Here is an 11,917-nt window from a genome sequence, read left to right as displayed (position 1 = left end):
CCGTGGCGCTGCGCACGCCCCCGCCCGCGCGCCCCCGCGAGGACGACGACGCCCCCTCGCTCCGGGAGCGCGTCGGCGGGACCGTCACCCACTGGGTGCAGCGGGCCGACACCCCGGCCACGAGCTTCTACCTGCTCGCGGCGACGACGGGCGTCCTCGTCGTCCTGGGCCTCGTCATGGTCCTGTCGAGCTCGAGCGTCGAGTCGATGGAGGCCGGCCGCTCGCCGTACTCGCAGTTCACGAGCCAGCTCGTCTTCGCCGTCCTCGGCGTCCCGCTGGCGTACGCGGCCTCCCGCGTCCCGGTGCACGTCTGGAAGGCGCTGGCCTGGCCGGCGGTGGGGCTGGCCGCCTGCCTCCAGGCGCTCGTCTTCACGCCGCTCGGGGTCGAGGTCAACGGCAACCGCAACTGGATCGGCGTCGGCAGCTTCACGCTGCAGCCGGCCGAGTTCGTCAAGCTCGCGCTCGCCGTCTGGTGCGCGGCGGTGCTGGTGCGCAAGGGCCCCCTCCTGCGCGACTGGCGGCACGTCGTCGTGCCGGTCGTGCCCGTCGGGGGCTTCGTCCTGGGCCTGGTGCTGCTCGGCCACGACCTCGGCACCGGGCTCGTCGTCATGGCGGTCGTCGTCGCCGCGCTGTGGGTCGGCGGGGTGCCGCTCAAGACGCTGGCCGTGCCCGGGGGAGCGCTCGCGCTCGTGGCGGGCGTCCTCGTGCTGAGCAGCCCGAACCGCATGCGGCGCATCGGCGACTGGCTCTCCGGGGACTGCGACGTCCTCGGGGCCTGCTACCAGTCCGCCCACGGCCTGGCCGCCCTCGCCGGGGGCGGCGTCACCGGGCTCGGCCTGGGCTCGAGCCGGGAGAAGTGGTCCTACCTGCCCGAGGCCCACAACGACTTCATCTTCTCGATCATCGGCGAGGAGCTGGGGCTCGTCGGGACCCTGCTGGTGCTCCTGCTCTTCGCCGCGCTGGCGGTCGGCTGCATGCGCGTCATCCGACGTCACCCCGACCCGTTCGCCAAGGTCGCGACGGCCGGCGTCATGGCGTGGGTCGTGGGCCAGGCGTGCATCAACATGGCGGTCGTGCTCGGCCTGCTCCCCGTCATCGGCGTCCCGCTGCCCTTCGTCAGCTCGGGCGGCTCCGCCCTCGTCGCCACGCTCCTCGCCATGGGGGTCGTCCTGTCCTTCGCCCGCACCGAGCCGGGGGCGGCCGAGCTCCTCGCCACCCGCGCCGGCGTCGTGCGCCGCTCGCTCGTCGTCGCGGCCTCGGCCCGCGGCGGCCGCCGGGGCGCCCGGTGAGCGCGGCCGGCGCCGCGGGGCGCCCGCCGTCGGTCCTGCTGGCCGGCGGCGGCACCGCCGGCCACGTCAACCCGATGCTCGCGCTCGCGGACGCCGTCCGCCGGCGCCACCCGGACGCGCACGTCCTCGCCCTCGGCACGGCGGAGGGGCTCGAGGCGCGGCTGGTGCCCGCCCGCGGCTACGAGCTGGCGCTGGTCCCGCGCGTGCCGCTGCCGCGGCGTCCCTCGCGCGCGCTGCTCTCCCTGCCCGGGCGCCTGGGCGAGGCCGTGAGCGCCGCCGACCGCGCGGTCGCCGGCTGCGGCCCCGACGGCGCGGACGTCGTCGTCGGCATGGGCGGTTACGTCGCCGTGCCCGCGTACCTCGCCGCCCGACGGCGCGGCGTGCCCGTCGTCGTCCACGAGCAGAACGCCCGCCCGGGCATCGCCAACAAGCTCGGCGCGCGGCTCACCCGCCACGTCGCGACGACGTTCCCCGGGACGCCCCTGCCGCACGCCGTCCGCGTCGGGCTCCCCATGAGCCCGGCCGTCGCGCACCTCGACCGCGGGGCGCTGCGGGCCGAGGCGCGGGCAGCCTTCGACCTCCACCCGGAGCGGCCGACGCTCCTCGTGTTCGGGGGGTCGCTCGGCGCGCAGCGCCTCAACGAGGCCGTCGCGGGGGCGTGGCCGGACCTCGCCGCGGCCGACGTCCAGGTGCTGCACCTCACGGGCGCCGGCAAGGAGGTGCCCGTGCTCGGCACGGGCGCCGACGGGCCGGTCCACCGGGTGCTGCCGTACACCGACCGCATGGACCTCGCGTACGCCGCCGCGGACGTGGCGCTCTGCCGTGCCGGCGCGGGCACCGTCTGCGAGGTCGGGGCCGTCGGCCTCCCCGCGGCGTTCGTGCCCCTGCCGATCGGCAACGGCGAGCAGCGGCGCAACGCCGAGCCCGTCGTCGGGGCGGGCGGCGCGCTGCTCGTCGACGACGCCGACCTGGACGCGGCGTGGCTCCGCGCCGAGCTGCTGCCCGTCCTCGCCGACCCCGCCCGCCGGGCGCGGATGGGCGCGGCGGCGCAGGCGAGCGCCGTGCGGGACGCCGACGACCGGCTGGCCGACCTCGTGCTCGCCGCGGCGGGCCGGGCATGAGCCCCGCCCCGGTCCCCGCGGCCGCCGACGACCTCCTCGGGGGCGACGTGCCGACGGTCTTCGACGTCGCCGCGCCCGTCCCGCCGGCCGACGACCTGGGCGGGGTGCACCTCGTCGGGGTCGGGGGCATCGGCATGTCCGGGATCGCCCGCGTGCTGCTCGCCCGCGGCCTGCGGGTCAGCGGCAGCGACGCCAAGGACCTCCCCGTCCTCGCGGTGCTGCGCGCCCTCGGCGGCGACGTCGGGGCAGGGTTCGACCCGGCCCGCCTCGAGGGCGCCGGCACGGTCGTCGCCGGCTCGGCGATCCGCCCGGACAACCCCGAGCTGCTCGCGGCGCGCGAGCGCGGGCTCCGGGTGCTGCACCGCTCGCAGGGCCTGCAGGCGCTCATGGCCGACCGCCGCGCCGTGGCCGTCGCCGGGACCAACGGCAAGACGACGACGACGTCGATGCTCGTCGTCACCCTGCAGCACGCGGGCCTCGACCCGTCCTTCGCCGTCGGCGGGGAGCTGACGGGGGCGGGCACCAACGCCCACGACGGGACCGGCGACCTGTTCGTCGCCGAGGCCGACGAGTCGGACGCCTCCTTCCTCGTCTACGCGCCCGAGCTGTCGGTCGTGACGAACGTCCAGCCCGACCACCTCGACCACTACGGGACGCCGGCGGCGGTCGAGCGGGCCTTCGGCGCCTTCGCCGGCCGGGTGCGGCCCGGCGGCACGCTCGTCGTCTGCGCCGACGACCCGGGCGCGGCCCGCCTCGCCGCGGCCGTCCGGGCCGCCGGCGCGCAGCGGCCCGGCCGGTGGCCGGCCGTCGTCACCTACGGGCTCGACGCCGCGGCGGACGTGCGCCTCGTCGACGTGGCGCCGGCGGGCGGCCGCATCTCGTTCCGGCTCCTCGAGGGGGACGTCGACCACGGGGTCGTCGACCTCGGGGTACCTGGCGTGCACAACGCCCTCGACGCGGCAGCGGCCTGGACGGCCGCCACCCGGCTCGGCGTCGACCCCGCCACGGCCCGCGCGGGCCTCGAGTCCTTCACGGGCACGCGCCGCCGGTTCGAGCCGCGCGGCACGGCCGACGGGGTGCGGGTCTACGACGACTACGCCCACAACCCCGCCAAGGTGGCGGCCGCGGTCGCCACGGGGCGGCAGGTGGCCGGGGCGGGGCGCCTCGTCGTCGTCTTCCAGCCGCACCTGTACAGCCGCACGCTCGACTTCGCCGCCGAGTTCGGCGCCGCGCTCGCCTCCGCCGACGAGGTCCTCGTCATGGACGTCTACGCCGCCCGGGAGGACCCCGTGCCCGGCGTGACCGGCGCGCTCGTCGCCGGCGCGGTGCCGCTGCCCGCCGAGCGCGTCACCTACCTGCCCTCGTGGGGCGACGCCGCCGGTGCCGCCGCGGGCCGCGCGCGGCCCGGCGACCTCGTCCTCACCGTCGGGGCCGGCGACGTGACGATGGTGGCCGCCGAGGTCCTCGACGTCCTCGCGCGCCGGGGGAGCGGGGGACCGGCGTGAGCGGTCGCCGTCCCGTCGCGCCGCGCGCACGCCCGGCGGCGCGGCCGTCCCGGGGCGAGCCCGTGGACGGGCCCGTGCAGCAGGGGCCCGCCGACGACGACCTCGCGGCCGCCGCGCCCGCGGACGGCGACGACCGTGCCCGGCCCCCCGTCCCCGCCCACCGGGGAGGCCTCCCGCCCCGTCCCCGGGGCGGCGGCGCCGCGCACGGCGGGACGCCGACCGCCCCCCGCGCGCCGGCCCCGCGGCCGGCGTCGGAGCGGGGCGGGCTGCCCGGCCGGGCCGCGCCCGTGCACCTGCGGCGCTCGACCCCCCGCTCCACGGCCGCCCCCTCGGGCGCGCCGCCCGCCGCCGTCGTCCGCACGCGGGGCCGGACGGTCACCGTCGACGCGGCGCGCCGCTTCGCCGAGCGGGCGCGCGAGCGCCGCCGTGCCGCGCTCAAGCCCGTCCTGCTCGCGCTCGCGGCGCTCGTCGTCGTCGGCGCCGTCGCCTGGGTGCTCCTCTGGTCGCCGCTGCTCGTCGTGCGCGACGTCGCCGTGCTGGGCCTGCAGCGTCTCGACCCGGCCCAGGTCGCGGCCGTCGTCGACCCCGCCCGCGACGTCCCGCTCGCCCGGGTGGACACGGGCGACCTCGAGGACCGCCTCGAGGCGCTGCCCCTCGTGCAGTCCGCCGTCGTCGGGCCGGTCTGGCCGTCGGGCCTGGAGGTCCGGGTCGTCGAGCGGGTGCCGGTGGCCGCCGTCGCCTCGCCGGACGGCGGCTTCGACGTCGTCGACCGCACCGGCACCACGGTGCAGACCTCGCCCGAGCCGCCGGCCGACGTCCCCGTCATCGACGTCGACGTGACGACGGCGGGGCCCGACACCGTCCAGGCCGTCACGCGGGTCCTCGACGAGCTGCCCGTGGCGCTGCGCGAGCAGGTCGCGGCGGCCGGGGGTGCGAGCCGGGACGGCGTCGTGCTGCGCCTGCGCGAGGGCGCCCAGGTGGTGTGGGGCGGCGCCGACCAGACGCCGCTCAAGGCCGAGGTGCTGACCGCGCTGCTGCAGCGCCCCGCCGCGCTCTACGACGTGAGCGCCCCGCGCGCCCCCGTCGTCCGCGCGGGCTGACGCCCGGACCACCCCCCTCGCCGCCGACGCCGCGTCCGCCCCTGCCCGCGGGCCGCCGGCGGAGGCACCGACGACCGGCGTCCCCGGGACCCGTGCCTGCCCCGCCCCGGGTCGCGGACCTGCCTCTCTCCCGGGCCCGGCGCGTCGCGGCGTGTCGGGCCGTGGCGGTCGACAGGGGTGCCGCGTGGCACCTACGGTCTCCCCAGCGCGCACCTGACATAACTCTTACCCTCGACCAGAGGGTGAAGGTTGGCCTCGGGAGCCGGACCGGCAGACGTCAGCTCACCAGCGAAGGGCTCCCCTCGTGGCATCACCCCAGAACTACCTCGCCGTCATCAAGGTCGTCGGCATCGGCGGCGGCGGCGTCAACGCCGTCAACCGGATGATCGAGGTCGGCCTCAAGGGCGTCGAGTTCATCGCCGTCAACACCGACGCCCAGGCGCTGCTGATGTCCGACGCCGACGTCAAGCTCGACGTCGGCCGCGAGCTCACGCGCGGGCTCGGCGCCGGCGCGGACCCCGAGGTCGGCCGTCGCGCCGCCGAGGACCACGCCGAGGAGATCGAGGAGGCGCTGCGCGGCGCCGACATGGTCTTCGTCACGGCAGGCGAGGGCGGCGGCACGGGCACCGGCGGCGCCCCCGTCGTGGCCCGGATCGCCCGCGAGCTCGGCGCCCTCACCATCGGCGTCGTCACGCGGCCCTTCACCTTCGAGGGACGCCGTCGCGCCAACCAGGCCGACAGCGGCATCGAGAGCCTCCGCGAGGAGGTCGACACCCTCATCGTCATCCCCAACGACCGGCTGCTGTCGATCAGCGACCGTGCGGTGAGCATGCTCGACGCCTTCCGCTCCGCCGACCAGGTCCTGCTGTCCGGCGTCCAGGGCATCACCGACCTCATCACCACGCCGGGCCTCATCAACCTCGACTTCGCCGACGTCAAGAGCGTCATGCAGGGCGCCGGCAGCGCCCTCATGGGCATCGGCTCGGCGCGCGGCGAGGACCGCGCCGTCCTCGCGTCCGAGGCGGCCATCTCCTCCCCGCTGCTCGAGGCGAGCATCGACGGCGCCCACGGCGTCCTGCTGTCCGTCCAGGGCGGCTCGGACCTCGGCCTCTTCGAGATCAACGAGGCGGCCCGGCTCGTGCAGGAGGCCGCGCACCCCGAGGCCAACATCATCTTCGGCGCCGTCATCGACGACGCCCTCGGCGACGAGGTCCGCGTCACCGTCATCGCGGCGGGCTTCGACAGCGGCACGCCGTCGCGCCGCCGGGACGAGCGCGGCCAGGCCGCCGCGCCGGCGGCCCAGCAGCGCCCCGCCCGCGGCGCCGCCCCGCAGCAGCGCCCCGCGCCCGTCGGCGGGGACGACGTCCCCACGTCGCCGTGGCCCGGCGCCCAGGGGTCCTCGCCCGCGGCGGCCCCGCAGCAGCAGGAGCGTCCCGCCCCCGCCGAGGCGCGCGAGGACGCCCAGCCCGCGCAGCCGCAGCCGCTCGACCAGGGCCCGGCCTGGGGCCGCGGGCAGCGCGACGACGACCTCGACGTCCCGGACTTCCTCCGCTGACGGCTTACGACGCCGCGGCGGCCCCGGCCGCCGCGGCACCCCCCGACGCCGGGCGTCCCCCGGCGACCGCCCCCCTCCCGTGGGCGCGGTCGCTGCCGGGGGCGCCCGGCGCCGTCGTCGCGCTCACGACGCGCGCGGGCGGCTCGCCGCCGCGCACGCCCCGCGGCCCGTACGACGGCCTCGACCTCGCCCTCCACGTCGGCGACGACCCCGTGGCCGTGCACGCCTCCCGCGACGCGCTGCGGGCGACGCTGGCGGCGCGCGGCGCGGGCTCGCTGACCTTCCTCGAGCAGGTCCACGGCGCGGACGTCGCCGTCGTGCGCGGGCCCGCCGCCGCGGGCGCGCCCGACCTCCCGGCCGTCGACGCGGCCGTCACGGCCACGCCGGGCGTGGCGCTCGCGGTGCTCGTGGCCGACTGCGTGCCGGTCCTGCTCGCCGACCCCGCGGCCGGCGTCGTCGGCGTCGCCCACGCGGGGCGGCGCGGCGCGGTCGCGGGCACGGCCCTGCGTGCGCTGGCGGCCATGGCCGACCTGGGCGCCCGCGACGTCGTGGCCGTCCTCGGCCCGAGCATCTGCGGGCGCTGCTACGAGGTCCCGGCGGCGCTGCGCGACGAGGTCGCCGCCACGGCGCCGGTCGCCGCGTCGACGACGTGGGACGGCGCGCCCGCCCTCGACGTCGCCGCCGTCGTCCTCGCCCAGCTGCGGGACGCGGGCGTCGCGGTCGAGCAGGTGCCGGGGTGCACCGCGGAGCGGCCGGACCTGTGGTCCTTCCGCCGTGACGGCGGCGCCTCCGGGCGCACCGCCGGCCTCGCCTGGGTGCCCGCGTGAGCGTCGCGCCCGGCGGGGCGGGGGAGCAGGGGGGCGCGGAGGGCGCCGTCGCGCGCCGCGAGGAGCTGGCCGCGGCCCTGCGTCGCCTCGACGACCGCGTCGCCGCCGCCTGCGCCGCGGCGGGCCGCGGGCGCGACGAGGTCGGCGTCGTCGTGACGACGAAGACGTGGCCCGCCTCCGACGTCCTCCACCTCGCCGCCCTCGGCGTCCGCGACGTCGGCGAGGCACGCGCCCAGGAGGCCGGCGCCAAGCGCGAGGAGGTGCTCGCGACGGGCGGGCCCGGGACGGGTGACCTCCGCTGGCACGCCCTCGGGCGGCTGCAGCGCAACAAGGCCGGTGCCGTCGCCGCCTGGGCCTCGCTCGTCCACTCCTGCGACAGCGAGCGGCTCGCCGCCGCCCTCGACCGCGGGGCGGGGGCGGCCGGGCGGGTGCTGCCCGTCCTCGTCCAGGTGGACCTCGACGGCGACGAGGGGGACGAGGCGCGCGGCGGGGTGCCCGTGCCGGGGCTGCCCGCCGTCGTCGACGCCGTCGCTGCCGCCGGCTCCCTGCGGCTCGACGGCGTCATGGCCGTCGCCCCCCGCGGCGCCGACCCGGCGGCCGCCTTCGCGCGGCTGGCGGACGCCGCCGCCCGTGTCCGGGCGGACCACCCGGGGGCCACGGTCCTCTCGGCGGGCATGAGCGACGACCTCGAGCAGGCCGTGGCGGCGGGCGCCACCCTCCTGCGTGTCGGGCGCGCCGTCCTCGGCGCCCGCCCGCCGCTCGGGTAGCGTCCCGCCCCGAGGTCGGCACACGTCGACGGGGCCGCCACGGGGCCCGGGCGGCACGGGCAGCACCACGGCCCTCGGCCCGCGACGACCCCTGCACCACCCCACTGACGAGACCGGCGGACCGCGAGGGCGGCGAGGGAGCGAGATGGCAGGCGCGCTGCGCAGGACGATGGTCTACCTGGGCCTGGCCGAGGAGGACCCCCGCGACGACGAGCTCGACGGCTACGAGGACGACCGCGGGGACCGGTCCGCCCGCGGCGACCGTCCCGAGGCCGCGGACGACCGCCGCGCCGACGCCGAGCGGGCCGCCGCCGGGCACACCGCCGGGCACGTCGCCGGCCACACCACCGGCCGCGCCACCGAGGTGCGCGAGCACCGGGCCGCCGTCACGCCGATCAACCGGGAGCGCTCCATGTCTCGTGTCGTGCCCGAGCCGCTGGGGGGCGACCTCAGCCGCATCACGACCATCCACCCGCGCAGCTACAACGAGGCCAAGGCCATCGGCGAGAGCTTCCGCGAGTCGGTTCCCGTCATCATGAACCTCACCGACATGGACGACGCCGACGCCAAGCGTCTCGTCGACTTCTCCGCGGGCCTCGTCTTCGGCCTCCGCGGCTCCATCGAGCGCGTGACGTCCAAGGTCTTCCTGCTGTCGCCGGCGCACGTCGAGGTGACGGCCGAGCAGGCCGGCCCCGGCCGGGCGACGAGCACGGCGGCGGCCAGCTCGTTCTTCAACCAGAGCTAGGGCGACGTGTCGGCGGTCTTCGCCCTCCTGGCGTTCCTCGTCCTGCTCTACCTCGTCCTGCTGCTGGGACGGCTCGTCCTCGACTGGGTGCAGCTGCTCTCCCGCGAGTGGCGCCCCACGGGCTTCGTCCTCGTCCTCGCCGAGCTCGTCTACTCGGCCACCGACCCGCCCCTGCGGGCGCTGCGCCGGGTCATCAAGCCCGTGCGCATCGGCCAGGTGCAGCTGGACCTCGCCTTCCTCGTGCTCTTCCTCGGGCTCGGCATCCTCCGCTCGGTGCTGACCCAGCTCTCTTTCACGACCTGACGCGGCCCCCGCGCCGCAGGACGACCCGGCCCGGGGCCTCCCGGGCCGGGTCGGCGCGTGCCCGGGGGGACCGCTACCGTCGGGACGCCCCGCGCCGCGCGGCGGCCCCCGGCACCCGCCCGGGGAGGAGCACGGGACGAGGACGGTGCGCATGGCGCTGACGCCCGAGATGGTGGCGAGCAAGACCTTCACCGCCAGCCGCATCCGCGACGGCGGCTACAACGTCAACGAGGTCGACGACTTCCTCGACGAGGTCGTCACCGAGCTCACGCGCCTGCGAACCGAGAACGACGGCCTGCGCGAGCAGCTCGCCGAGGCCGAGCGCCGCGCCGCCGACGGCGGGCAACCCGCCGCCGCGACGGGCGACGCCGCGACGACGGAGGACGCCACGCCGGCGGCGCCGCCCGCGCCGGAGGCCCCGGCCGTCGAGACGCCCGCCGTCCCCGAGCCGCCCGCCCCCGTGGAGGCCCCGGCCGCCCCGGCCGCCGCCCTCGCGGACGGCACCGGGACCTCGGCCGGCAGCGCCGCCGGGGTGCTCGCGCTGGCCCAGCGCCTGCACGACGAGCACGTGCGCGCCGGCGAGGAGGAGCGCGACCGTCTCGTCACGGGCGCGCGCACCGAGGCGGACCGCCTCGTCACGGAGGCCGAGGACACGCGGCGCACGACCCTCGAGCAGCTCGAGGAGCAGCGCGCCACCGAGCTCGGCGCCCTCGAGCGGGAGCGCTCCCTGCTCGAGCGCAAGATCGACGAGCTCCGCGGCTTCGAGCGCGACTACCGCAGCCGCCTGCGCGCCTACCTCGAGGGGCAGCTGCGCGACCTCGACGGCACGGCCGCGGTCGTGCCCGGCGGCGGCTCCGGCGGGACGGGCGGCAGCAGCTGACCACCGCACGCGACCGGCACGGCGAGGGCGCCGGCGGCGGGGGCGACGTCGTCCCCGCCGCCGGCGCGGCCCCCGCCGACCCGGCCCCCCGCCCGCCCCGACGGGCGCGCCGGGGCCTCGTCCTCCTCATGGCCCTCGTGGTCCTGCTCGTCTGGGGCACCGACCAGGTGACCAAGCTCCTCGCCGTCGACCGGCTCGTCGAGGGCGAGCCCGTCCCCGTCGTCGACGGCGTCCTCGACCTCTACCTCCTCTACAACCCCGGCGCCGCCTTCTCGCTGGGCACCGGGGCCACGCCGCTGCTGACGGCCTTCGCCGTCGTCGTGGTCGTCGGCGTCGCCGTCGTGGCCCGGCGGCTCGGCTCGCGCGCCTGGGCCCTCACGCTCGGCGTGCTCATGGGCGGGGCCCTGGGCAACCTCACCGACCGGCTGCTCCGCGAGCCCGGGCCGCTGCACGGGCACGTCGTCGACTTCCTGCGCCTGCCGCGCTGGCCCGTCTTCAACGTCGCCGACATCGCGGTGGTGACCGCGGCCGTCCTCGTCGTCCTGCTGACGCTGCGCGGCGTCGGCGTCGACGGCTCGAGGGAGGGGCGCGACGGCACGACCGGCACCCCCGACACCGACGGGGCCCCGGACGTCGCCGACGCCCGTGACGCCCGTGACGCCCGTGACGGGGACGCGGCCCCGACCGAGGGTCACGACGACGAGGGGGGCCCCCGCCGTGGGTGAGCTGCGCCAGATGCCCGTCCCCGACGGCCTCGTCGGCGAGCGCGTCGACGCCGCGCTGGCCCGCCTGCTCGGCCTGTCGCGGTCCCGGGCGGCCGAGGTCGCCGCCGCGGGCGGCGTCCGCGTCGACGGGCGCGAGCTCGGCAAGTCCGACCGCCTCGTCGGCGGCGGCTGGCTCGAGGTCGAGCTGCCCGACCCGCCGTCCGCCCCGGTCGTCGTGGCCGAGCCCGTGCCCGGGCTGCGCGTCGTCCACGACGACGACGACCTCGTCGTCGTCGACAAGCCCGTCGGGGTCGCCGCCCACCCGAGCCCCGGCTGGGACGGCCCCACGGTCGTCGGCGGGCTCGCCGGCGCGGGGTACCGCATCGCCACCTCGGGGGCGGCGGAGCGGCAGGGCGTCGTCCACCGGCTCGACGTCGGCACCTCGGGGCTGATGGTCGTCGCCAAGAGCGAGCGGGCGTACACCCTGCTCAAGCAGGCCTTCCGCGAGCGGACCGTGACGAAGACCTACCACGCGCTGGTCCAGGGCCACCCGGACCCGTCCGCCGGCACGGTCGACGCCCCCATCGGGCGGCACCCGTCCGCGAGCTCCGACCACCGCTTCGCCGTCGTCGAGGGCGGTCGGCCCAGCGTCACGCACTACTCGACGCTCGAGGCGCACCGGTCGGCGTCCCTGCTGGAGGTCCGGCTGGAGACGGGGCGCACGCACCAGATCCGTGTGCACATGTCGGCGCTGCGGCACCCGTGCGTGGGGGACCTCACCTACGGCGCGGACCCGACGCTCGCCGCGCGGCTCGGCGTCCGGCGCCAGTGGCTCCACGCCCTGCGGCTCGGCTTCGAGCACCCGGGCACCGGGCTGCCCGTGGTCTACGAGAGCACCTACCCCGAGGACCTCGCCGTCGCGCTGGAGCGCCTGCGCGGCTGAGGCGTGGGCGTCCACCGCCCCCCACGCCGACCGTCGGCCCGGCGCCGTCCCACCCCGCGGGACGGTGCCGGGCCGTCGTGCGTGCGACCTGCCTCACACCACGCCGTGCGTGGACGACCTCGTGCACGGCGTGTCGTCACCGACCGTGAGAAGCGGCACGCCGGGTCACCACTTCCGC

Annotated in this window: 12 protein-coding genes; all 12 read left to right on the top strand. The window is 78.4% G+C overall.

The genetic code is table 11. The annotated features are described in order from the left end of the window. Positions 1-2 precede the first annotated feature (2 nt). The 12 genes from ftsW to EDC03_RS08370 all read left to right on the top strand — a co-directional run bounded on the left by ftsW (position 3) and on the right by EDC03_RS08370 (position 11,739). Positions 3-1,289: a putative lipid II flippase FtsW gene (gene ftsW / locus EDC03_RS08425; protein WP_199720077.1), complete on the top strand. Its 1,287-nt coding sequence runs from the start codon at positions 3-5 to the stop codon at positions 1,287-1,289. Continuing rightward, complete coding sequence (gene murG, locus EDC03_RS08420; protein ID WP_241967103.1) at positions 1,286-2,410, top strand: undecaprenyldiphospho-muramoylpentapeptide beta-N-acetylglucosaminyltransferase; 1,125 nt, start codon at positions 1,286-1,288, stop codon at positions 2,408-2,410. The genes ftsW and murG overlap by 4 nt, the downstream gene beginning before the upstream one ends. Beyond that, on the top strand, positions 2,407-3,915 hold the full coding sequence (murC, locus tag EDC03_RS08415) for a UDP-N-acetylmuramate--L-alanine ligase (protein ID WP_123379800.1): 1,509 nt from the start codon (positions 2,407-2,409) through the stop codon (positions 3,913-3,915). The genes murG and murC overlap by 4 nt, the downstream gene beginning before the upstream one ends. Before the next feature lie 74 nt (positions 3,916-3,989). After that, the gene (locus EDC03_RS08410; RefSeq protein ID WP_148058040.1) at positions 3,990-5,015 is read left to right on the top strand and encodes a cell division protein FtsQ/DivIB; all 1,026 of its coding nucleotides are present in this window, start codon (positions 3,990-3,992) and stop codon (positions 5,013-5,015) included. A 304-nt stretch (positions 5,016-5,319) separates the two neighbouring features. Next, positions 5,320-6,570, top strand: a complete 1,251-nt coding sequence (ftsZ, locus tag EDC03_RS08405; RefSeq protein WP_123379798.1) for a cell division protein FtsZ — start codon at positions 5,320-5,322, stop codon at positions 6,568-6,570. A gap of 92 nt (positions 6,571-6,662) precedes the next feature. Then, complete coding sequence (pgeF, locus tag EDC03_RS08400; RefSeq protein ID WP_123380069.1) at positions 6,663-7,397, top strand: peptidoglycan editing factor PgeF; 735 nt, start codon at positions 6,663-6,665, stop codon at positions 7,395-7,397. Further along, positions 7,394-8,164, top strand: a complete 771-nt coding sequence (locus EDC03_RS08395) for a YggS family pyridoxal phosphate-dependent enzyme (RefSeq protein WP_123379797.1) — start codon at positions 7,394-7,396, stop codon at positions 8,162-8,164. Before pgeF ends, EDC03_RS08395 begins: the two co-directional genes overlap by 4 nt. Before the next feature lie 145 nt (positions 8,165-8,309). Then, positions 8,310-8,909, top strand: coding sequence for a cell division protein SepF (locus EDC03_RS18405; protein ID WP_123379796.1), 600 nt, complete (start codon positions 8,310-8,312; stop codon positions 8,907-8,909). Between the two features lie 6 nt (positions 8,910-8,915). Continuing rightward, positions 8,916-9,212 (top strand): YggT family protein, encoded by a 297-nt coding sequence (locus tag EDC03_RS08385; RefSeq protein WP_123379795.1) that lies wholly within the window; start codon positions 8,916-8,918, stop codon positions 9,210-9,212. Positions 9,213-9,363: 151 nt separating this feature from the next. Continuing rightward, the gene (locus EDC03_RS08380; protein ID WP_123379794.1) at positions 9,364-10,092 is read left to right on the top strand and encodes a DivIVA domain-containing protein; all 729 of its coding nucleotides are present in this window, start codon (positions 9,364-9,366) and stop codon (positions 10,090-10,092) included. 128 nt (positions 10,093-10,220) lie between these two features. Further along, positions 10,221-10,817 (top strand): signal peptidase II, encoded by a 597-nt coding sequence (gene lspA / locus EDC03_RS08375; RefSeq protein ID WP_123379793.1) that lies wholly within the window; start codon positions 10,221-10,223, stop codon positions 10,815-10,817. A gap of 10 nt (positions 10,818-10,827) precedes the next feature. Beyond that, on the top strand, positions 10,828-11,739 hold the full coding sequence (locus EDC03_RS08370; RefSeq protein WP_123380068.1) for an RluA family pseudouridine synthase: 912 nt from the start codon (positions 10,828-10,830) through the stop codon (positions 11,737-11,739). The last annotated feature ends 178 nt before the right edge of the window (positions 11,740-11,917 follow it).

It is taken from the genome of Pseudokineococcus lusitanus (assembly GCF_003751265.1).
Lineage (GTDB): Bacteria > Actinomycetota > Actinomycetes > Actinomycetales > Quadrisphaeraceae > Pseudokineococcus > Pseudokineococcus lusitanus.
Note: the sequence above shows the minus strand (reverse complement) of the source record. Positions and strands in the feature narration are given on the sequence as shown.